Annotated in this window: 16 protein-coding genes, 1 tRNA gene, 1 other RNA gene and 1 pseudogene; 5 read left to right on the top strand and 14 right to left on the bottom strand. The window is 60.2% G+C overall.

Going from position 1 to position 20,720, the window contains the following annotated elements:
• Positions 1–85: 85 nt before the first annotated feature.
• The 4 genes from ACVWY8_RS06140 to ACVWY8_RS06125 all read right to left on the bottom strand — a co-directional run bounded on the left by ACVWY8_RS06140 (position 86) and on the right by ACVWY8_RS06125 (position 5,940).
• Entirely contained in the window at positions 86–2,182 is a 2,097-nt protein-coding gene (locus ACVWY8_RS06140; RefSeq protein WP_457393538.1) for a hydantoinase/oxoprolinase family protein, read from the bottom strand.
• Between the two features lie 171 nt (positions 2,183–2,353).
• Positions 2,354–3,610, bottom strand: a complete 1,257-nt coding sequence (locus ACVWY8_RS06135) for an ATP-binding protein (protein ID WP_457393536.1) — start codon at positions 3,608–3,610, stop codon at positions 2,354–2,356.
• A gap of 90 nt (positions 3,611–3,700) precedes the next feature.
• A complete protein-coding gene (locus ACVWY8_RS06130) occupies positions 3,701–3,991 on the bottom strand; it encodes a hypothetical protein (RefSeq protein WP_011433810.1) in 291 nt (96 codons plus the stop codon).
• A gap of 65 nt (positions 3,992–4,056) precedes the next feature.
• Entirely contained in the window at positions 4,057–5,940 is a 1,884-nt protein-coding gene (locus ACVWY8_RS06125; RefSeq protein ID WP_457393535.1) for an FAD-dependent oxidoreductase, read from the bottom strand.
• A gap of 87 nt (positions 5,941–6,027) precedes the next feature.
• On the opposite strand from ACVWY8_RS06125, the gene metG reads away from it, so the two are divergent.
• On the top strand, positions 6,028–7,584 hold the full coding sequence (gene metG / locus ACVWY8_RS06120) for a methionine--tRNA ligase (protein WP_457393562.1): 1,557 nt from the start codon (positions 6,028–6,030) through the stop codon (positions 7,582–7,584).
• Here the strand turns inward: metG and ACVWY8_RS06115 are convergent.
• The 4 genes from ACVWY8_RS06115 to ACVWY8_RS06100 form a co-directional block, all read right to left on the bottom strand.
• Positions 7,581–8,129 (bottom strand): hypothetical protein, encoded by a 549-nt coding sequence (locus ACVWY8_RS06115; RefSeq protein ID WP_011433807.1) that lies wholly within the window; start codon positions 8,127–8,129, stop codon positions 7,581–7,583. The two genes, metG and ACVWY8_RS06115, sit on opposite strands and share 4 nt — an antisense overlap.
• A complete protein-coding gene (locus tag ACVWY8_RS06110) occupies positions 8,126–8,497 on the bottom strand; it encodes a YtxH domain-containing protein (protein ID WP_011433806.1) in 372 nt (123 codons plus the stop codon). Before ACVWY8_RS06110 ends, ACVWY8_RS06115 begins: the two co-directional genes overlap by 4 nt.
• A 96-nt stretch (positions 8,498–8,593) precedes the next feature.
• Positions 8,594–11,044 (bottom strand): primosomal protein N', encoded by a 2,451-nt coding sequence (gene priA, locus ACVWY8_RS06105; RefSeq protein WP_457396904.1) that lies wholly within the window; start codon positions 11,042–11,044, stop codon positions 8,594–8,596.
• An 8-nt stretch (positions 11,045–11,052) separates the two neighbouring features.
• Positions 11,053–12,417 (bottom strand): hypothetical protein, encoded by a 1,365-nt coding sequence (locus ACVWY8_RS06100; RefSeq protein WP_457393531.1) that lies wholly within the window; start codon positions 12,415–12,417, stop codon positions 11,053–11,055.
• A gap of 589 nt (positions 12,418–13,006) precedes the next feature.
• Here ACVWY8_RS06100 and ACVWY8_RS06095 point away from each other — a divergent pair.
• Positions 13,007–14,560, top strand: a complete 1,554-nt coding sequence (locus ACVWY8_RS06095; protein WP_457396902.1) for a TolC family protein — start codon at positions 13,007–13,009, stop codon at positions 14,558–14,560.
• 141 nt (positions 14,561–14,701) lie between these two features.
• Here ACVWY8_RS06095 and ACVWY8_RS06090 read toward each other — a convergent pair.
• Together ACVWY8_RS06090 and atpC are read right to left on the bottom strand one after the other, a co-directional pair.
• Positions 14,702–15,930: pseudogene (locus ACVWY8_RS06090) on the bottom strand (RNA-guided endonuclease InsQ/TnpB family protein).
• Positions 15,931–16,196: 266 nt separating this feature from the next.
• Positions 16,197–16,610, bottom strand: a complete 414-nt coding sequence (atpC, locus tag ACVWY8_RS06085) for an ATP synthase F1 subunit epsilon (protein ID WP_011433800.1) — start codon at positions 16,608–16,610, stop codon at positions 16,197–16,199.
• 304 nt (positions 16,611–16,914) lie between these two features.
• Between atpC and ACVWY8_RS06080 the strand changes: the two genes are divergently transcribed.
• Positions 16,915–17,553, top strand: a complete 639-nt coding sequence (locus ACVWY8_RS06080; protein ID WP_414342684.1) for a Crp/Fnr family transcriptional regulator — start codon at positions 16,915–16,917, stop codon at positions 17,551–17,553.
• A gap of 80 nt (positions 17,554–17,633) precedes the next feature.
• Here ACVWY8_RS06080 and ssrA read toward each other — a convergent pair.
• Positions 17,634–18,035: a transfer-messenger RNA gene (gene ssrA, locus ACVWY8_RS06075) on the bottom strand.
• A gap of 100 nt (positions 18,036–18,135) precedes the next feature.
• Between ssrA and ACVWY8_RS06070 the strand changes: the two genes are divergently transcribed.
• Positions 18,136–18,207 (top strand) — tRNA-Lys (locus ACVWY8_RS06070).
• Between the two features lie 2 nt (positions 18,208–18,209).
• On the opposite strand, the gene gatC is transcribed toward ACVWY8_RS06070, so the two are convergent.
• From gatC to ACVWY8_RS06055, 3 genes are all read right to left on the bottom strand, one after another.
• Positions 18,210–18,503 carry an Asp-tRNA(Asn)/Glu-tRNA(Gln) amidotransferase subunit GatC gene (gatC, locus tag ACVWY8_RS06065; protein ID WP_011433797.1) on the bottom strand — a complete coding sequence of 98 codons (294 nt, stop codon included), beginning with the start codon at positions 18,501–18,503 and terminating at the stop codon, positions 18,210–18,212.
• Between the two features lie 97 nt (positions 18,504–18,600).
• Positions 18,601–19,122, bottom strand: a complete 522-nt coding sequence (locus ACVWY8_RS06060; RefSeq protein WP_457393527.1) for a photosystem I assembly protein Ycf3 — start codon at positions 19,120–19,122, stop codon at positions 18,601–18,603.
• Between the two features lie 173 nt (positions 19,123–19,295).
• Positions 19,296–19,580, bottom strand: coding sequence for a chlororespiratory reduction protein 7 (locus ACVWY8_RS06055; RefSeq protein WP_414375195.1), 285 nt, complete (start codon positions 19,578–19,580; stop codon positions 19,296–19,298).
• Positions 19,581–19,703: 123 nt separating this feature from the next.
• Here ACVWY8_RS06055 and trpS point away from each other — a divergent pair, with 123 nt between their 5' ends.
• The gene (trpS, locus tag ACVWY8_RS06050) at positions 19,704–20,699 is read left to right on the top strand and encodes a tryptophan--tRNA ligase (RefSeq protein ID WP_414331708.1); all 996 of its coding nucleotides are present in this window, start codon (positions 19,704–19,706) and stop codon (positions 20,697–20,699) included.
• The last annotated feature ends 21 nt before the right edge of the window (positions 20,700–20,720 follow it).

Genomic DNA, 20,720 nt, shown 5'->3' with positions numbered 1-20,720 from the left:
ACGCCGACGCGAGCAACGTTTTGGGTGTGGGCACAGTATCCTAGTTTGAATCGAAATGACCATGACGCTCTGCTTGCGGATGGACTCACCAGGACTTTGTCCCGCTATCGCGAACACAGCTCAAGATTAGGGTTCCCACTTCGTCAATGACACCTGTCCAACCGGCTTCGATCACCGCCGTTGCCTCCGGCATCTCGACAATTGCCGGCCCGCGCAGTTGAAACCCCACATCCATGCGCTGCCGATCGTAGACCGGCACCGAGCACATCCTGCCCCCAAACCATGCCTCTCGCCGACCCTTGAGGGGATCCCCTGGCAAGGGGGGGGGTGCGGTCAAAGGCACGGTGGGTAGGGCCTGCACCGCCTGTAGACGCAACTGAATTGCCTCCACCGGCTGGGCTGAATCTTGCCATCCATAGCGTTGTCGGTGGGCCTGGTGAAACTGCTGTTCCAGATGAGGAATCGGATCCGACAACCGCACCGGGATCTCCAACTCAAAAGACTGGCCGCGATAGCGCAAGTCCAAGCTGAAGTGCAACGCCGGCTCCTGCAGATCGGCTTGGGCCTGGCGGATCAGGGGTTCTGCCCATTGGGCCAGCAGGGATCCCCCTGAAGCGGACGTGAGCTGCCGCAGAGGTTGGAGGATGGCCCGCCGATAGTCTCGCCGCAGATCTGCCAAAGCCATTCCCAGCGCCGAGAGCACCCCACAGGCAGCCGGGATCAAGATCGTGCGGATGCCCAGCTCTTCTGCCAAAGCACAGGCATGCATGGGCCCGGCTCCGCCGAAGGCCAACAGGGCAAAATCGGCGGGATCCAAACCCCGCTCCACGCTGATCACCCGCAAGGCCCGCGACATGGCGACATTCGCCAAGGTGCGAATGCCAACGGCAGTTTCCTGCAAGCTCAAGCCCAAGGGATCCGCCAGCGTGGCAATAGCCTGTTCCGCTAGCCCCCGCCGTAGCTGCACCGAGTCGCCCAGCCGACCGCCATCCGGCAGGTACCCCAGCCAGAGGTTGGCATCGGTAACCGTCGGAGCCCTTCCCCCCCGACCGTAGCAGGCCGGCCCGGGGTTGGATCCGGCACTCTCTGGCCCCACCTGAAGCCCACCGCCGGGCAGCAAATGGGCCAGGGATCCGCCGCCAGCACTGACGGTGTGGATGTCAATTTGGGGCTGTTGCACGGGCAAGCCGCACACCACCGCTGCGGGAGTAACCTGGGGGATCCCATCTTGGATCAAGGCCACATCTGTGCTGGTTCCCCCCATATCGAAGCTGAGCAAGTGGGGGTAGCCACTCAGCCGACCCAGATAGGCCGCCCCGTAAACTCCGCCTGCCGGCCCTGAGAGCAAAGCCACCGAAGCATGGGCCGCCGCCTGAGGGATGGAGGTCACCCCGCCGGAAGACTGCATGATCAACGGTTGGGGGATCCCTCGCTCCCGACATCCTTGGGCCAAGCGGTGCAGGTAGCCCGCCAGTGCCGGGCTAAGGTAGGCATCGATGGCGGTGGTGCTGAAGCGCTCGTATTCTCGGAACTCCGGCGCCACCTCGCAAGACAGGGAAAGATGTAGCTCCGGGAAAGCCTGTCGCAAGGCCATTCCCAGCCGCTGTTCGTGCTCCGGGTAGAGAAAAGAAAACAAAAACCCCACCCCAATAGCGCGGATCCCATCCCGCTGCACCCGTTCCCCCACCTCCTGCACCACCCGCCGGATTTCGGCATCGGTGAGCGGCTCCAACACTCCGCCCGCGCTGCAGCGCTCCTTCACCTCCAGGCAATGGTGGCGGGGCACCACCGGCTCCGGCTTGGGCTGTGTCAGGTCATACAGAGAGGGGCGGTTTTGACGGGCAATGGCCAGCACATCCCGAAAGCCCGCCGTGGTCAAAAACAGGGTGGGGGATCCCTTGCGCTCCAGCAGCGCGTTGGTGGCCACCGTCATGCCATGGCAGAACAGGTCAACCCGGAGCTCTCCTTGGAGCGCCCCCAGCTTGTCCAGCGCCGCAAAGACCCCCTCCTCAGGGCTGGGGGTAGACAGCACCTTCGCCGTCTGAATCTGGCCGTCGCGCAGGAGCACCAGATCGGTAAAGGTGCCCCCCACATCGATCCCCAGGCGGGCCAAGCCTCGGCTTGCTTCCGTCTGATCCAGATTGGCCGGATCGAGGTTGCTACCCAACGCTGATGCGACCATGGCTTCCATCGTGCATTTCTTTTGCCTTCTTCTGGGGCCAGCCCTTGGTCGGACTATGGCTATGACGCCTGGCTTTTGTAACGGCAGAGACAGGCTGACCGGCGCCCCTTCGTGTAGCGAGTGTAGCTCAGCAACTTCTGTCTTTTTTGGAGTTTGGAATAGTCACCACCTCTAGCTCGGAAGTCCATCGTTGCCTTTCACCAGCCCTGCCCGAACGGCATCCAAGAACTGGCGGGCAGTGCGACCGGAAAAGCCGTTTTGCTGTTGGGCCCAGATTAAGGCCTGGCGGCGCAGGGCATCCAGAGATTGGGTGAAACCCAGCCGCTGGGCCAAGTGTTCTACGGTTGCCAGGTAATCTCCCTGGGTGAAGGGGGTGAAGGTGAGGGTGAGGCCGAAGCGATCCCGCAGCGACAGCTTTTCCTGGACCGTATCCCAGGCGTGGACTTCTTGATCTTGGGGATTGGGACGGTCGCCAAAAAACTCGCGGATGAGATGGCGGCGGTTGCTGGTGGCATAAAGGCGCACGTTGGGGGGCGGCGCAACGAGATCCCCCTCCAGGAGCACCTTGAGCTGCTTGAACTCGGTTTCCTCTGCCTCAAAGGAGAGATCGTCCACAAACAAGATGAAAGGCAACACCTGCGCCCGCAGCTCTGCCAAAATTTCCGGCAACTGAATCAAGTCTGTTCGCCTCAGCTCCAATAGGCGCAGCCCCTGCAGGCCGTAGCGGCGCAACAAGGCCTTCACCAGGGAAGACTTGCCGGTGCCCCGCGCCCCGTAGAGCAACACATGCAAAGCCGGATCCCCCCGCAGCAGGGCTTCGGTGTTGGCCGCCAACTGCTGTTTCTGCCGTTCGTAGCCGTAAATCTCCTCCCAGTCAGGCAGATCGGGAGCAGGGATCCCTTCTAGCCCTGCTGGCCCCCAGCGAAAGGCCCAGTAGCGACCACAGAGCCCCACCCCCCTTTGGCGGTAGTGGGCAATTAAGGTCTCCAAGCTCTGGCCCCAATCGGCAAAAGAGCGGGGATCCCAGCCAGCGCTATCGGTTTCCCCATCGGGCCAGGGGATCCCCAACCCCAACGCCTGCATCTGCTCGGCAATGGTCTCCTGACTGTCCGCTAGGGTTTGCAGACAGCGCAGGTCGTGGCGGGCAGCCTGCATAAGAGGCTCTGGGATCCCTTGGGGCTGCAGCGCTGCACGGGCAAAGGGGTTATCGGCCCAGCGGATCTCCCGGATCAGCCATTGCCGCCAGCTCAGGCCCTGCCGGGCCAACTGCTCAAACCAGCGCCCGTAGGCCCTCCAGCACGGCAGGGGATCCCCACTCATCAACTGCTGGATTAGCTCCTGCCAGGCTAGGGCTAGGGGGTGGGTGCAGATGTCCCGGAATACCAGCAGCTTGGCCGCTGCTTCTGCTGCTTCTTGGAGGGGGGTCATCGCTTGAAGCCGCTCTAACTTGGCGTTGCTTATCCGCTCCCTAGGGGAGGAGACTGGGGGTAGTTGCGTTAACAACACGGAGCGCTTGAGTTACCTGGCATTGTCCCGCCGGCCCAGTTCATAGAGGCCTCCGCCGACGCAGGCGATCAGGCCGCAGGAGACGGCCCAGCTTTTGCCCAAGGAGATCTCCGTCAGGGCTACCACCAAGCCTGCTGCCAGCAAAAAGGGAAGGGTGCTTAGCAAGGAAGCCAAAGCTCCACTGGGATCCCATAGCAATTGCTTTTCCCAGCTCTCCTGCAGCTTTTGATGCAGCGGCGAAAACCCCCACATTAGCCCTAAGCCCCACAGAGCCGTGGCGGCCCATAAAGAGGGGCGAAGCATCTCCCAGCCCACAAGTCCAACCCCAACGGGATCCACCGGTCAACTCCCAACCCTGCCTTTCTAGGCTAGCGGGATTGGGCCCAATCGGTGGCGGTAATGGTGGTGCCAGGAAATTGAATGGGGTTGCCCAAGCTCTGGATTTGGGCCTGGAGAGCTGGCAACAGCCGCAAATCCAAAAGCGGCTCCTCCACGATCTCCGCCGGGATCAGATCCCGTTCTAGGGCAAAGTGGGCCGTGTGACCGGCGGCGGTGCCAATGGCCCATTCCACCGGATGCACCCGGTAGGAGGCACTGGCAATGCGGCTGGTGGCGATATTTTTGTTGCCGGCTAGCAGATTGTCAATGCGCTGGGGGATCAGAGCCCGCAGGGGAATCTGGTAGGGGTAGCTGGGCGCTTGCGAGTCTTTATTGTTGCTGGGAGGCAGGGAAAAACCCGGCAGCAGGCAATCGTGAAAGTCGATGGGGTACTGGCCCACCCCCACCGAGTCGTAGAAGATGAAGGGCCGCCCGCGGTTTAGCTCCGATTCCCGTGTGGTGATGTCCGACTCGTAGATGGTAAATCCTTCTGGGTAGGAGAGGCTGGGCCGACCAATGATGCGCCGCGACTCGCGGATATAAGGGTACTTGGAGAGGCCGCTGGCAGTTCCCATGGGGGTATTGGGCCCCCGTAGGTAGGCATAGCGCAAGTAGAAGTCTTTTTGAAAGTTGGGATCCTCCTGTTGCAGGAGAAAATCCGTCCTTCCCGCCACCAGCCAGTAGAAAAAGCCCTTAGCATGCTGCTCAGCTCGCCGCAGGGCTTCCACCCGCAGGCCCCCCATCCAGCCGCCCGGCTGCAGTTGGCCTGAGGCCTGCAACTGCTCGTGGGTAAGGATGAGGTTCATCTCCGGCCCTGTGATGCGCCAGTCGTTGCCCCAAGTCCAGTTTTGCATTGACTGATCCCCCACCTGGATGGCCTCTTCCCCAAAGCCGAACATCTGCCCCCGGATGCGGCGGTAGGTGAAGATCAGCGCAAAGTTGAAGCGAGGGTGTTCGTAACTGTAGTAGGGGCCGTGCAGGGGATCGTTGTAGAACTCCGGCTTGACCGGCACCTGCGGCACGGGGAAGCGCTCCATGACAAAGGTGTAGGTGAAGCCCTGGGTACAGTAGGGATCCACGTAGGGCTTGGAGCTGGGTTCCCAGCGGCTTTGGCCATCGGTTCCCAGGCGGTAGGGCACCCGCGCCAAGGGCAGCAGCTCGCCGGTTTCAGTAGCGTCGATCACCACCCAGGGCAGGGTTTTGCCTTGGCGTTCTGGCGGCGGCTCAAAGCGCAGGATCTCCTTGTCCCAGTCCTCGGTGGGTTCTAGACGATAAAAATCGAGAAAGTAGCTGGAGAGATCCCCTCGATTCTCTGGCTGGACGCCGGCGTGTTTGGGGATGTTGCGGATGGCCTGCACGCTGCGGATCTGAGAGTCTTTGATCTCCAAATCCTTCACTACCGTCTCGGTGAATAGCCGCAACTGCCCCGACTGCAGATAGGGATCCAACATCTCCCGAATCACCTGGTGGCCCACCTGAGGGGAAAAGCAGAGCACGCTCACCCAGCATTTGCCCGGATTGGGATCCCCGCCGTATTTTTCCCGTACCCGCCGGCGAAACTCGCTGTAGCCTTTGGGGAAGATGTCATTTTCTCGTTGCAGGGGTCGCTCGTCCAAAGCGGAGACTCCCTGGGCGCTCACCTGCCCCCCGATCCAATCGGTGATCTCCGTCATGCACACCTGCCGGCCCAGTTGCAGCGCGTCATAGGCCGCCGCCACCCCCCCCAGCCCACCCCCGGCGATGAAAATCTCACAGGGGATCCGGGTTTCCGGCAGGGGCGCCGTCGAGGGTTGGGCCAGGCCCGCTCCCGCCCCGAGGATCCCTACTCCCAACGCCACACCGCTCCACCCCAGAAGGTTGACCTGAAGTTTCATCGAATGACCTCTCCACACCCACGCTCTGGCTTGGCCTTTTGGACTTTCCGGCAACCTCTATCATGGGAGAAAGCCTTGCGGATGCTCATGCCGGATTCCACCTTTGTCATCACCACCCCCATCTACTACGTCAACGCTGCCCCCCATATTGGCAGCGCCTACACCACCCTAGTGGCGGATGCCATCGCCCGTTACCACCGCCTGCGGGGCAAGGATGTGCTGATGGTGACGGGAACTGACGAGCACGGCCAGAAGATCCAGCGCACCGCCGAAGAGCGCGGCATTCCCCCTCAGCAGCACTGTGACGAGATTGCGGCTCAGTTTGCCCAGCTTTGGCAGTTGCTAGACATCCGCTACGACCGCTTTATCCGCACCACCAACCCTCGCCACAAAGCCATTGTGCGGGAGTTTTTTCAGCGGGTTTGGGATCAGGGGGATATTTTCGTTGGGCGGCAGCAGGGGTGGTACTGCGTTGCCTGCGAAGAGTTTAAAGACGAGGCGGAGCTGCTAGAAGGTGGGTTTTGCCCTCTGCACCCCACCAAGAAAGTGGAGTGGAAAGATGAAGAAAACTACTTTTTTCGCCTCTCCCGCTACCAGGAAAAGCTGGAAGCCCTCTATGCCGAGCAGCCGGAGTTTATCCAACCAGAAAGCCGCCGCAATGAGGTGATTAACTTTGTCAAGCAGGGCCTGCGGGATTTTTCCATTTCTCGCCCTAGTGTCTCCTGGGGGATCCCTTTTCCGGCGGATCCCGGCCAAACCCTCTACGTCTGGTTTGACGCCCTGATCAACTACATCAGTGCCGCTCTGGATCCTGACGACGAGCCCACCTTGGCAAATGCCCTACGCCGCTACTGGCCTGCGGATGTCCACCTGGTGGGCAAGGATATTGTCCGCTTCCACGCCATTTACTGGCCGGCCATGCTCATGTCCGCAGGTCTGCCCCTGCCCAAGCAGGTGTTTGGCCACGGCTTTCTCACCAAGGATGGCCTCAAGATGAGCAAAAGCCTGGGGAACACAGTGGATCCCTTTGAGCTGGTGCGCCAGTACGGCGCCGATGCCGTGCGCTACTACTTTCTGACGGAAATCGAGCTGGGCAAGGATGGCGATTTCAGCGAGGGCCGCTTCGTTGACGTGCTCAACGCCGATCTGGCCAACGACCTGGGCAACTTGCTCAACCGCACCCTCACCATGCTCAAGAAATATCAATCCGACTACCGCGTTCCCGCCGTCGGGATCCCTGCAGATCACCCCCTCAAAACCCTGGCCGAGACCCTTGCCCCTCTGGTGGCCGCGGCCTACGAGCGGCTGGATCCCAGCTCTGCTGCCCGCAAAGCCCTCAGCTTAGCCCAGGCCAGCAACAAATACCTTGATGAGCAGGCTCCTTGGACGCTGCACAAGCAAGGGCAAAACGAACGGGTGGCCCAGATTCTCTACGCCGTTTTGGAAAGTGTGCGCTGGGTGGCAGTCCTGCTCTCCCCCCTCATTCCCGCTCTCAGCCTCAAGATCCTGCAGCAGCTGGGGTTCTCCCTCGCCGACACCCTGCAACTGCGCTGGGATCCCGATGCGACTTGGGGCCAGCTTCCCCCCGGGCAAGAGCCCCAGCCTCCTACGCCTGTCTTTCAGAAGATCCTGAGGAACGCCTAGGGATTGGCGATGTCCGGTCGGGAAGATTGGGCAGCGGCTTGGGATCCCTCTGGTGTGGCTCCGCCGGCAAAAGGGCGGTCACCTCCCAGGGGAAGTGTTGATGAAGCAGCGGAGAAAGAACGGTTGGATGGGTCGGATGGGCGCAGCCGCGGGTTGTGAATCGCGCCAGTGGTGGGGGGCACTTCGCCGGACAGCGTCTGCCAGGCTGCCCGTACCCCTGCCCAAAAGCTGCGGATATTGACTTGGGCGCCCTGCGCTTGGGTGCGTGCTCCTTCGATGGAGCGGTTGACCTGCTTCACCACTTGCCCAGCCCCTTTCACCCCTTCGTCGAGGCTGTCGGCAATCTCGCTCACTTCCAGGCTGGTCAGGCGCAGGGCCTCCAGCGTGGGCGGCAATTCCCGCAGCAGCGTGTCGAAAAAGCGCTCCACGCTCTGGGCAGCTCGACCCAGTTGAATGACGGCAGGTAGTAGGGTCAGGATCACTGCCAAAATGCCCACTGCTACCAGGCCTACCGAGAGGCCGAGCCAAAAGACCGGGTCGTTCATCCCGCCGCCTCCTCCCCATCCCGAGCTTCTAGGTCAGCTTCTTCCCCGCCAAAGGGACGCGAGTTCTGGGCTTGGAGCAGCTCCCTTCGCTTCTGCAACATGGCTTCTTTGCCCACCGCCACTGCCTGCTGCAGCCGCAGCAGAGCCTCATCCAAACTGCGTTGAGCAGCGTCGAACAACTTTTCCGATTGATATTGCAGACTGCTGGTCACATCTTCTGCCACCTCTGGCAGGGCCTCTGCCGATTTCTTCAGCAGTCGCCGCGTCTCCCGTCCGCTGCGGGGAGCCAAGAGCAGGCCAATGGCGGTGCCCACAGCAGTTCCCAGCAACAGCCCACCAATAAACGCGCCAGTCCGGTTTTCAGCCATGCTTTGCCAGAGTTGAGTTGGATACGGGTGGCCCCGAAACTAGACTACCTCAAGATCTCTCTAGATCTCTGGGCTCTCTGCTTTCGCCGACCGCCCCTAGAGAATCCGCAGGGGATCCACATCCAGGCTGACGCGGATCCCTTGGGGGGGATGGCCAATTGCGGCCTGGATCTGCGCAGCCAGCTTCGGGCGATCCCAATCTTGGTCGGGCAGTTGCTTCAGCAGGATCTGCCAGCGGTAGCGTCCGGCAACCCGCTCCACCTGGGCCGGCCCCGGCCCCAACACCTCTGCCGGGATCCCCTGTAGGCGTTCGGCCACCCGATGGCAGTAGCGCTCCAGGGCTTCCAGGCGGGTGCTGCTCAAGCGGATCAAAATCAAAGCTCGGTGGGGAGGATAGCCCCCCTCTCGCCGTTGTTGCAGTTCTGCCTGCAAGAAGCCCTCGTAATCTTGGGCCAGTACCGCCCTCAAAATCGGGTGCTCCGGCAGATAGGTCTGGATAATCGCCTGTCCTGGCAGGGATCCCCGGCCCGAGCGCCCTGCCACCTGGGTGAGCAGTTGAAAGCTGCGCTCGCCGGCGCGATAGTCGGCTTGGTGCAACAGCCCATCGGCGGCCATCACGCCCACCAAGGTTACCTGGGGTATGTCCAGCCCTTTGGTGAGCATTTGCGTGCCCACCAGCACCTGGGCCTTGCCGCTGCGAAACTGCTCCAGCAAATCGCGATGGGATCCCTTGCGGCGGGTGGCGTCGCTGTCGTAGCGCAAAATCGAGAGCTGGGGCCAATGCTGGTGCAGCACTTCCACCACTTTTTGGGTGCCGGTGCCGAAGTGCTTCAGGTAGGGGGATCCACAGGCGGGGCAGCGCTGCGGATGGGGTTGGCGGGCGCCGCAGTAGTGGCAGCGCAGTTCCTGCCCGCCGAGATGGGCCAGATGAAAGGTGAGAGAAACATCACAATGCTCGCAGGTGAGGACAAACCCGCAGCTCCGGCACAAGACGAAGGTGCTGTGGCCGCGGCGGGGGACAAAGAGAATGGCCTGTTCCCCTCTGTCCAGCGTCTGCTGCAGGGCCTGGTGTAGACGGCGGCTGAGGATGCTGCGGTTGCCGGCTTGGAGCTCCTGGCGCATGTCCACCAGCTCCAGTTGGGGCAGGGTGGCCGGGATCCCAGCTTGGGGGATGCGCTGCGGCAGGGCCAGCCGGATCCACCGCTGCGGATCCTGCAGATGGGCGGCATAGGTTTCCACCGCTGGGGTTGCACTGCCCAGGACCAGGGGACAACCGGCCAGCTCGGCCCGCCACTCGGCCACCTGACGGGCGTGGTAGCAGGGCTGGGGCTGATCCTGCTTGAAGCTGTCGTCGTGCTCTTCGTCCAAGACGATCAGGCCCAGCTTGGACAAGGGGGCAAACACCGCCGAGCGGGTGCCGATCACCACTTGGGGGGTGGAGGACAGCATCTGCCGCCAGGTGTCGTAGCGCTCGCCTTCCGAGAGGCCGCTGTGGTAGGCCCACACCTGGGATCCCAGCCGCGCCCGAAACCGATCCATCAGTTGCGGGGTAAGGCCGATCTCGGGCACCAGCACCAGCGCCGACCGTCCTTGCTGCAGCACCTGGGCGATCACCTGCAGGTACACTTCCGTTTTCCCAGAACCGGTGACCCCGTGCAGTAAAAACCGCTGGAACCGGCCCAAAGCTTGCCGGATCGCCTCTACCGCCTGGGCCTGGGCGGCCGTCAAGGGCCTGGGCGGATCCCGCCACCCCGGCAGGCTGGCATCTCCCAGCCGCAGCAGTGGGCGCTCGTAGAGGTGGACACGGCCTTTGCGGGCCAACCCCTGCAGAACCGCTCGGCTCACTCCTGCCAGGCGCTCCCACTCGGCGAGCAGCAGCTCTCCCCCCTTCTGCTTGAGGATCTGCAGCGCCTTCTGCTGAGGGAGGCTCAGCCCCTCTGGGGAGTCGTCGGCCAGACTGGCGGCCAGACTGGCGGCCAGCTGGGTTTTCACCCTGCCCCCCTGTTGCTCCTGCCAAAAGCTCTCCACCCAACCCCGTCGCTGCAGTTCCCGCAGGGCGAGGGCGGCAGTGGGCACCTGCTGTTGCACATAGCGCCAAGACAGCTCTCCCCCTTTGGCCTGAAGCAGCTGCAGCAGGGTTTGGGCAGCCGGCGAACATTCCTCCCCTTCGGCAGGGAGCCTGAGCAAGCGGACACGCCGCTGAGAACGGCTGAGCAAGCCGGGGGGCAATACCGTGCGCACCACCTGGGCCAGAGGGGTGAGGTAATAGTCGGCCACCCGCTGCAGCAGGGGCCAGAATTCTTTGGGCAGGATCCCTTTGGCCACCACCGCCTCGATCTCCCGCACCGACTGCGGATCCACCCCTGCCGGCAGCTCGGAGCGCCAACCCAAGGCCACCGCCCCCGCCATTTGCCGACCAAAGGGCACGCTGAGAAGGTCGCCCGCTTCTGGCGCGGATCCCTCTGGCACACGATAGGTAAAGCAACCCCCCAAATGGGGATGATCCACCCACACTTCCAGCCAGCGGGGAGGAACAGGCTGCAACACGGGATCCCTCACGGACGGGGCAGAAACCTCGGCAGATCGACCGCCCGCTTGCTTGCCCGAGACGGTAGAGGTTGGGCCAGGGGCTGAATTGTAGGCTTGGCAGCAGGGGTTGGAGACAGAGCCTGGCCAAGGGACTCTGTTCGCGTGAGGGCGCTGGAGGTATCGGCCCGAGGTGGGACATCCAAGCCTTTGTGTTCCAAAGCCGCCTTCAAGCTCAGCACATGCATCTGCTGCTGCTCGTATTTTTCTCGGAGAGAGCGGTTTTCTTCCCACAGGGCAGCACGCTCCCCTTGCAGGGCTTTGATCTGCTCTGCTTGCTTCTCCAGTTGCGTGGACAAGGTTGCAATTTCTTCTTGCAGATGGAGAATGGTTGCCTGCGCAGAGCGCAACTGTGGCTGCCAGTCGGGTTGGGCGGCCAACTGCTCCAAGGCAGCCTGCAACTGCCGCTCCATGGCGGAGAGATGCTGCTGGGCTTGGGCGTACTGTTCCTGCAGATGGCGGTGCTCTTGCTGCCAACGGGTAACTTCCGCCTGGGCTTGAGAGAGGGCCACTTGCAGCGCTTCGGCCTGGGCCTGCCACTGCTGTTGAAGCTGTTGCTGCGCCAGGGATCCCTGGCGCAGATGCTCCTGCTGAGCTTGCAAAGCCGCCAATTGAGCTTGGGCTTCGGCCAGGGCTGCTTCTAGCTCTTGCCGTTGTTCCCGCCAGCGCTGCTCGGCCTCGGCTTCCGTCTCGGCATAGCCCGCCAAACGGGCCTCGAGGTGTTCCCGTTGCTCCTGCCAGGCTGCCTGTTGGTCGCTGTACAAAGCCCGCAGGCTGCTCAGCTCCGCCTGAGTTTCGGCAATTTGAGTGCGGGCCAGAGAAAGCTCTGCCTTAAAGCGTTGCAGCATTTCCACCCGCTTTTCCGCCACATCCTGGGCTTCCAGCAGAGAGGCCTGCAGCTCCTGCTGGCGCTGTTCCCATTGACGGCGCTCCTGAGCGTGGGCCAAGCGTAGCTGCTCAATCTGCTCCTGCAGGGCCTCGATATCCTGCCGCTGCCGTTCATTTAAGCGTTGCCGAGCAGCAAGCTGAGCTTCCTGATCCGAGATCTGGACTTTCTGAGCCGCCAAAGTCTGCTGCAACTGTTGCAAGAGATGCTCCCGCTCCTGCAGCGCCTTCTCTTGTTCGGCCACCTTCTGGTGCAAAGCCTGCAGTTGTTCCTGAAGAACTCGCCGCTCTTGGAGCTCGGCTTCGGCTTTGAGCAGACGGCTCTCCAAGGGCTGTTGCTGCCTCAGGGCCAAATGGCGCTCCGTGCTGGGATCCGGTTCGGATGCTGAACAGCCCGCATGAGTCTCTGAAAGGATGGGATCCGAGTCACCTGAAGAGGGAGCACGCATAGATTGAAGGAGAGATGAAGAAGCGGGAGCAAATGATAAAGTTCCCTGCAGTATAGAGAGATTTTTGGGCGGGTTCAAGCCAGAAGGGTGATCTTGTAAAATCTCCTGCTGCTCCGCACGGCGCGGAGTGCTATCGGCCTGTTTTGGCCGCGCTCTTGCTTCTGAGGTTCCCAAATCCCCAGACTGGGCAGAAGGGCTTGGCTTACTTTTTTTCGGCCGCGAGGCCCGATCCCGACCGGAAAAGGTCTCCCCTTGCTTGGGCGTGCTCTGAGAGTCTGCCACCTTGCCCCCTTTCATCGCCCACAACACCCACCCCCGCCATCACGGACAGATGGCCCCACCATTCTAAACTGAGTCTAAATCTAAATCGACTCGGTCTCAATCCAAGCGTCTCTGCTGAGTGTAGAGGAGTCCCGCCCGTGCTCGGAGCTCCTGGCAGACGCAGGTCGGCCTCATCGTTGCAGGGGCAAATGCGAGGACTCGCTTCCACTGGCCCGAACAGGGCAGCCAGCGAGCCTGCGGAAAACCGTCTTATCTTTGTCCTTCATTTTGCGATACTGCTAGGGGTGATGTTGAGAATGACCGCACGATGGCGATGCAAAATGGAGCCAGGGATCCGCTTCAACTTCCTCAACGGCAGACAAACTCGGCGGGATCCCAGTTGTGCCTTGCCTGTTCTGCTCCCTGTGGCCTACTGTTGAGCCTGCTCTGGGTTGTCCCTGCTCTTGCTCAGCCGGAATCTCCCAGCTCTGCTGCCTTTGCTCTGCCCAACAGCCGCGAAATCCTCACCCCCCCACCCCCCCCCACCCTATCGATTCCCTCCAACCCTGCTGACTCCACCCCTGCGGCTGACCTGACTCTAAAGGGGGCTTTGACGGCTGAAGAATTGGTGGTGCCCCAATCCCCCTTGCAGGTGCGCATCGAGCGAAGGGAGGGCTTGTCTTTGGAAGAAGCTCTGGAGATCGCCGTTGCCCAGAACCCGGCTGTGCAGCAGGCCAGACTGACTGTCGAGCGGGCCGAGGCCGGGGTAGCTCTAGCTCAAGCTGCCTTTGCTCCCACCCTCTCCAGCCGTGCCAACTACCAGTACAGTGAGGCTCCCTCTCCTGGTGGTGGGCCAAGGCGCGAATCCCACACCCTCTCGGCCAGTGTGGTGCGGGTGGAGTATACCGCCTTTGACAGTGGCCTTAGGGAGCAAAACCTGAAGCTGGCCCAAGAAGCGCTGCGCATCGCCCAACTGCAGCTGGAGCAAACGCTGCAGACGGTCAAACAAGCTGTGGCCAATGCCTACTACGATCTGCAAAGCGCGGACGCCAGGGTTGCCATCAGCCAAGCTGCCGTCGAAAGTTCCGAAGCCACCCTGCGGGATGCTCAAGCCCGAGAACGGGCCGGGCTGGGTACCCGCTTTGAGATTCTCCAGGCAGAGACGGAATTGGCCAACAATCGACAAACCTTGCTGGCGGCTCAAAACACCCAACAACTGAATCGCCGCCGCCTGGCCGAACTGCTGAATTTCCCCAGCCCCACCGACGTGTTGGCCAGCGACCGCATTGAGCCGATGGGGGAGTGGGATCTCAGCCTGGAAGAGACCATCATTGCTGCCTTTGCCCAACGACAGGAATTGGAGCGCCGGCGCCGAGAATTGGAGCAGGCCCAAAGCCGCCTGCGCCTGGCACAAGCCCGCAATGGCCCCCGAATTGGCTTATTCGCCAGCCTCGATGCCGTTAACGATTTCAACGCCAGCCGCAACAGTTTTGATGTTGGCTATTCGGTGGGAGCCAATTTCAGCTTGACTTGGTTCGATGGAGGAGAAGCGGCTGCCCAAGCCCGCCAAGCCCAGATCGATGGACAGGTGGCCGTGAGCAACTTCGTCGGCACCCGCAATGAAATCCAGCGGGGGGTGGAAGAAGCCTTCCTGACCCTCAGCTCCAGCCGCGAACAGATCGACTCGGCCAAAGTGGCAATTGCCTCAGCAGAAGAGAGCCTGCGCTTGGCCCGGCTGCGCCTGCAAGCGGGGGTGGGCACCCAAACGGAGGTGATCAATGCTGAAGCTGCCCTCACCACTGCCCGTGGCAACCTTTCCAATGCTGTAATCGCCTACAATCGCGCCCTGGTACAACTGAAACGGGCCATTGGCAGCCTTTGACTTGAGCCTTTCTCCCTCACTCCCAGCCCTTCTTCCAAAAGGAGAGGGGTGCTATGGATACCGCGACGAAACAGTTCTATTCCAACTTGAGCTGTTGTGACATACTCCCGCACTCATGCTGACGCAAAGCGCTCCGCGCCGCTAACGCGAAAAGGACGTTTCCTGCGCTTGAGGACTACGTCCCGCTGACGCGAAAAGAACGGGATGCCCCACCGCCCTGTGCTTGATGTGGATGGCCGCATGGTGGTCGCGCTCTAGTTCTAGCCCACAATGGGAACAAGAATGCCACCTGTCTTGAACCGCTTTCGGTACTCTTTGACCGCACCGAGAGCAGTTTTGACTGCTGCCGTTGGGATTCACTGCAATCGCCCTCAGCCCAGCTCTTTCAGCCTTGACTGCCAGAATTCGCAGAAATTGTCCCCAACCAGCATCATAGGTAGATTTTGCTAGTCGGGTTCTAGCAACACCTTTGATATTCAGGGCTTCGTACCCAATATGCTTGCCCTTGCTTACCAGCCAGTTCGCTGTTTTGTCATGAAAATCTTTGCGCTGAGATAGTGGTTAGTGGATAGTCACTATTCACTATCTACTGGTCACTATCCACTAGTCACTAGCCATAGGCGGTTTGACCCTTTCTTCTCGCGAGACAAGGCTCGCTGCAACCTCTTGAGCCTGAGCTCTGCCTTGCGATAGTACTGGGGAACTGGAACAGACTCCCCCGCATCGGTCACCAAAAAGGAGTCCAGTCCCACGTCGATCCCTGTAGTGTTTTCCAGCGTTGCAGACTCAGGAGTAAACTCAGGGACGGACGAATCTTGCAGGCTCAAGGTCACATACCACCCGTCTGCCTTGTGGGTGATGGTAGCAGTCTTGATGACAAAACCGTCAGGCAAAGGACGGTGCTGAATTATCCGAACAGCACCGATTTTGGGCAGATGGATAAACTGCCCGCAAATGCAGTCCTGTTGCATCGGGGGGAAACTGAAGGAGCGATACCGCCCAGCTCCCTTAAATCTGGGTTTCCCTGCCCGCTTGCCGTTACCGTCCCCCTTCAGCCACCGGTCGAATGCTTTGTGCACTCGCTCTATGCAGTTTTGCAGGACTTGCGAATGGACTGCTCTGTACTCCGGAAACAGGGCTTTCGTGCTCACCAAGTCCCGTTTCTGGGAGTAGAAATCGGGCTTGTCTTTCAGCTCAGGCAAGTGACAGATTAAGGGACAAGCATTGCTATCACAGCGATTGTGTTCCCACCACGCAAAGCGCTCTGCCAAGCGGTAGTTGTACTGCTTGCGTAACAAGTCTAGCCATTGGTCCATCAGAGCAACTTGGCTAGAAGTAGGGCGTAAGCGATACTGGTAAGCAGTTCTCATGATGAGGGTATAAAATCCTGCTACGCCGGTCATAGCACCAGTAAGGACGAAGCATCGTGTCCTCGCCTTTTATCCCGACCCTCACCCTGGATAGTGGTGAGTGGATAGTGACCAGCCACTAGTCACTAACAGAAGGCGGGGCTTCCCGCCGGTCTAGCTAACAAAGCCAATCCCCAAAGATCGAAAATGGCCCCCTGGCTGCGCCTCAGCCCCTCCATCTCTCCTGCAGCTTGAGCTCCATCTGCAGATCCCGCGCCGGGACAGGGTCAGCTTCCAGTCTTGCTGCCCATCTCGGCAGCTTGGATCAAGGCCCTGGCTCGCTGTTGATCCAACTTGGCTTGCAAGCGCTCTTGCTTGTCGCTGCTGGTATTCAAAACTTTGCTTGCTTCGTCCAAGAGGGCCTGAGCCGCTGCCTTATCCACTTTTTCACCCCGCTCTGCTCGGTTGACCAGGACGGTTACCTCGTTATTTTCGACTTCTGCAAATCCGCCCATGACCGCAATGGCCAACCACTTTCCATCGGCTTTGACCCGCATAACGCCATTGCCGATGGCGGTCAAGAGGGGGGCGTGCCCAGTGAGAATGCCCAATTGGCCCGAAGTGGCAGGGAGGATCACTTCCTCGCTGGGGGCATCCCAAACCGTGCGGTCGGGGGTAATCACACGAACCATCAGCGTCACGACAGATCTCCTGAGGGCTTGAACACTTTCGCGTCGGCGGTGCGGAGCACCCTGCTTCCGATCCTACCGGATCCGGATCCCTGCAGCTTTGCCGGGTTCTCCTTTTGTCTCTTCTCTCGAGGCAGCCACACTTAACCTGTGCATAACTTTGCCTTTACCTCAGGCTGGAAGGCAAGCGCTAAGGTGTTGTCGGGAACACTTATCTCTCGCCCCCACCTCAGCATTGACGGCCAGCCCATTGCTGTTGGTTTGCAGAAGGGAGCCCAACGACCGGTGCGCCCAGTTTCCCTAGCGGAGCCAGCCTATGCCTGAAGCGATGCCTAGCCATTTTGCTGCCGGCCTGTCCACACGGGAGCGCCAGCTGCTAGAAGACCTCTACCGAAGCCGCAGTTTATCCCCCTACACTCCCGGCCAGGTTATCCCTCTGTTTCCTGATGAATGGGTGATCGTCTGTCGGGGCGTGGTACAGTTGACCACCCTCTATCCCAATGGCGGTGAGGCGTTGTTGGGGTTTGCCGGCCCCTCCATGCCCCTGGGATCCCCTCTGACGATGCTGGATCCCTACCAAGCTAAGGCTTTGACGGCAGTTGATGTGCTGCGGCTGCCGGCAGCAGAGGTGGAAGCCTCAGAGATCCTGAGTCAAGGGCTGCTCAAGCAGGTGGTGCGTCGGCTGCGCCAAACCGAAGCATTGCTTGCCTTGGCCGGACGGCGGCGGGTAGAGGATCGGCTGCGCCAGTTGCTCTCCCTTTTGGCTGTGGAGCTGGGATCCCCGGTTGCAACAGGGGTGCGCCTGCAAGTGCGCCTTACCCACCAGGACTTGGCCAATGCCATCGGCACTACCCGGGTCACCATTACCCGTCTCCTAAACCGCTTTCGTCAGCAGGGCTGGGTTGCGGTGGACAAAAACCGGCACCTTGTCATCAAACTCGCCCACGCTCCGTAAAACCTTTAGAAACTGAGCAGGATCTGCTCCTAGGGCATGGCTGAAAGCTGGCAGTTTTTGGCTCGTAGTTAACTGCTGGGAGATGGAGCTGACGGGAGTCGAACCCGTGTCCGAGATGGGTACTGAGGGATCACTCATTCACAGGTTTAGCCTCTTTGACCCTCGAGGCGGGGATCGCCGTTTGGATCCCGGCGATGGGAGTTCTCCGCCTAATCTTAGTCTCTCCCTCGACGGAGCCAGAGTAGAGAGCTGCACCCGTTGGGGTTGTGATCCGCCCACTTAACGGGGTCGTGAGCAGATCCTCGAGCTCAGAGTAAGTTTTCGGTTACTGAGCCTTAGGCAGCCAAAGCAGCTGCTTTACGAGCAAAGGGTACGACGTTGTTCGCACGTACTTTTTTGAGCCTGGTGGTAACGGGATAAGCTCAATCCCGACCTGCCTCATGAACCCATGTTCGCCACCCCGTCGAAACCGTTACAGCCCCAGGGTTGACTTGAGTCCAGCATAGCAAGATTTTTGGGGATACGGCCAGAACCTTTGCGAATGTGACAGAAGCTTTGCTAATATGACGAAGCTGCAAACTTGGGTCGGTAGCTCAGCGGTAGAGCACTCGGCTTTTAACCGATTGGCCCAGGGTTCGAATCCCTGCCGACCCATGTCAGTCTTCCCCTTCCAAAATGCGGGGCACCTTGAAGAACATGTCTGCCCGGTCAGGGGCGTTGGCCAGGATCCCTTCGATATCCGGGTAGGGCTCGACTTCATCGGGGCGGGTGGGCAGTTCCATGTCCAGGACGTGAAAGGTGGGCTCTACCCCCTCCGTGTCCAGCTCCTTCAGTTGCTCCACGTAGGCCAAGATGTCTGTTAGCTGCTCTGTGAACTGGATCTCCTCCTCTTCGGTTAGCTCCAGACGAGCCAAGTGAGCAACATGTTGGACTTCTTCCCGTTTCAGCATCCTCTCCTCCGGCTCCCAGATTATCGACTTGACTTAGCCCAGGGTAGCCGAGATCAACCGTTCGCGTTAACGGAACGGAGTCCTTCTGCAGGAAAGCTCAGTACACCTCCAGGTTGGCGCGCCCGGTGGTTTTCAGCCAGTTTTGGGCCTCGATGTAGTTGTTGGGGGCAATGCGAATGGCCCGAACCCAGTACTGGGCAGCCTCGTCGAACAGGGACTCTGCTGTTTCCTCATCCCCGGCTTGCAGGCTCAGCTCGCCCTTGTGGTGCAGCAGCACGGCAATGTTGTTCAGAGCAGAGCAAAGTCTTGGGTTCAACTCCAGAGCTTGGTGATAGTACTCCAGAGCCTTGTCCAGTTCGCCGTTGCTCTGGTAGATCAGGCCCATGTTGTAGAGGATGTAGCTGCGGTCTTCTTCCCCTTGCTCCAGGGCAAGGGCTTCTCTGTAGTTTTCTAGGGCCTCGGCATATTCTCCTTCGCTCTGAGCGGCCATGCCATCCCGGTAGTAGGCAAAGGCTTTCTTTTGCTCAGAACTCACCCCTGGCAGCAGCTTCAGGATCAGATCGGCCATGACGGTAAAGGTTTTGTCAATGAAGTTGTCGTTCTTCATGCTGCGCGGCATGGCTGACCTCTTTTAGAACTTAGAACTCAGGATTTCTTTCTTGCGTTGTATCACGCCCAAGGCGGGATCCGAAACACAACTCCATGAGGGCTCTGTCTCAGGCTACGGCAGGGGAACTGCAACGCTGCTGCAACGAGGCTGCGAACGGCTTGGCCAAGGAACTTCCGAGCCTGTTAAGACCGTGTCGAGGAGCGCTTGCTCAGGCGCACAGGATGCCACTGCACGGTTTCGCCGGGGGAAACTTCGATCTCACAGGCGGTGTCGATCAGCCGCTGTGCCTGCGCTTGAGGGGTGGGATAGCGGGCCAGATCTGCATCCACCAGGTGGGGATGCTCCTGCAACAGCCGCACGAGAAACTCCTGCAATTCCTCAGGGCTGAGAAATTGCTCCGGCAAGCCCGGTATCAGCAGCACATAGTGGTTGGCAGCACGCAACAGTTCGGGTTCAGAGTCTGACATGGTGTGGGGTTGGGCGTCTTTTTTCCATCATGAACCAACGGGTTGCGCCTCTCTTGATATCCTGAAAAAGACTTTCCTTGCTCTTGTCCTCCGTCTTGTTGGCGTTTGAGATCTGCTTTCCCTATGGCCAAGCCGCGCACCCTTTCTGGCATTCAGCCCTCTGGCGAACTGCATTTGGGCAACTACTTGGGGGCAATTAAAAACTGGGTGGCCGAGCAGGAGCACTACGAGAACTTTTTTTGCATCGTCGATCAACACGCCATCACCGTCCCTCAGGATCCTAAGCTGCTGAGGGAGCGAACCCGTTCGCTGTTTGCCCTTTATTTGGCCTGCGGTCTCAGCCTGGAGCATTGCGTGCTATTCGTCCAGTCCCACGTGCCTGCCCATACGGAGCTGGCCTGGCTGTTCAACACCATCACCCCCATGAACTGGGCGGAGCGCATGATCCAATACAAGGAGAAGAAAGAAAAACAGGGAGAGGAGACCAGCGTTGGCTTGTTCAGCTACCCGATTTTGCAGGCGGCGGATATTTTGCTCTACCAACCCAAGTATGTGCCAGTGGGGGAGGATCAGCGGCAGCATATTGAGCTGTGTCGGGACATCGCTCGCCGCTTCAATGACCGTTTTGGAGAGGTGTTTCTGATCCCAGAGGCCCTGATTCGTCCGGAGGGGGCGCGGGTAATGAGCTTGACCGATGGTACGCGCAAGATGTCCAAGTCGGATCCCTCGGATTTCAGCCGTATCCATCTGCTGGATGACCCAGATACCATCCGCAAGAAGATCCAAAAATGCAAGACCGACCCCATTCGGGGCATTACTTTTGACGATCCGGCTCGTCCCGAAGCCCACAATTTGTTGACGATTTACATGCTCACCTCCGGCAAAAGCAAGGAGGTGGTGGCGGCTGAGTGTGCCGAGATGGGGTGGGGGCAGTTCAAGCCCCTCCTCGCCGACAGCATCATCGCTGCCCTGGAGCCCATTCAGCAGCGCTACCGGGAACTGTGGAGCAACCCCGACCACCTGCTCGTTCTGATTCGGGAGAATGCCGCTAAGGCCCGGGCCATCGCCGAGCAAACGCTACAAAGGGTGAGAGAGGCCATGGGGTTCTTGCCCCCCTAAGGGATCCCTGCCCAAGCTTTG

It is taken from the genome of Thermostichus sp. OS-CIW-32 (assembly GCF_054060415.1).
This window is presented reverse-complemented; position numbering and strand designations above follow the sequence as displayed.

Excerpts from the sequence above, each read along its gene's own strand:
- ACVWY8_RS06110 (WP_011433806.1), bottom strand. The coding sequence starts at position 8,497 with ATGGCTGAAAACCGGACTGGCGCGTTTATTGGTGGGCTGTTGCTGGGA.
- ACVWY8_RS06055 (WP_414375195.1), bottom strand. The coding sequence starts at position 19,580 with ATGTCAGACTCTGAACCCGAACTGTTGCGTGCTGCCAACCACTATGTG.
- gatC (WP_011433797.1), bottom strand. The coding sequence starts at position 18,503 with ATGCTGAAACGGGAAGAAGTCCAACATGTTGCTCACTTGGCTCGTCTG.
- metG (WP_457393562.1), top strand. The coding sequence starts at position 6,028 with ATGCCGGATTCCACCTTTGTCATCACCACCCCCATCTACTACGTCAAC.
- ACVWY8_RS06060 (WP_457393527.1), bottom strand. The coding sequence starts at position 19,122 with ATGCCGCGCAGCATGAAGAACGACAACTTCATTGACAAAACCTTTACC.
- ACVWY8_RS06125 (WP_457393535.1), bottom strand. The coding sequence starts at position 5,940 with ATGAAACTTCAGGTCAACCTTCTGGGGTGGAGCGGTGTGGCGTTGGGA.
- ACVWY8_RS06095 (WP_457396902.1), top strand. The coding sequence starts at position 13,007 with ATGGCGATGCAAAATGGAGCCAGGGATCCGCTTCAACTTCCTCAACGG.
- ACVWY8_RS06080 (WP_414342684.1), top strand. The coding sequence starts at position 16,915 with ATGCCTGAAGCGATGCCTAGCCATTTTGCTGCCGGCCTGTCCACACGG.
- trpS (WP_414331708.1), top strand. The coding sequence starts at position 19,704 with ATGGCCAAGCCGCGCACCCTTTCTGGCATTCAGCCCTCTGGCGAACTG.
- ACVWY8_RS06115 (WP_011433807.1), bottom strand. The coding sequence starts at position 8,129 with ATGAACGACCCGGTCTTTTGGCTCGGCCTCTCGGTAGGCCTGGTAGCA.
- ACVWY8_RS06140 (WP_457393538.1), bottom strand. The coding sequence starts at position 2,182 with ATGGTCGCATCAGCGTTGGGTAGCAACCTCGATCCGGCCAATCTGGAT.
- ACVWY8_RS06135 (WP_457393536.1), bottom strand. The coding sequence starts at position 3,610 with ATGACCCCCCTCCAAGAAGCAGCAGAAGCAGCGGCCAAGCTGCTGGTA.
- ACVWY8_RS06100 (WP_457393531.1), bottom strand. The coding sequence starts at position 12,417 with ATGCGTGCTCCCTCTTCAGGTGACTCGGATCCCATCCTTTCAGAGACT.
- ACVWY8_RS06130 (WP_011433810.1), bottom strand. The coding sequence starts at position 3,991 with ATGCTTCGCCCCTCTTTATGGGCCGCCACGGCTCTGTGGGGCTTAGGG.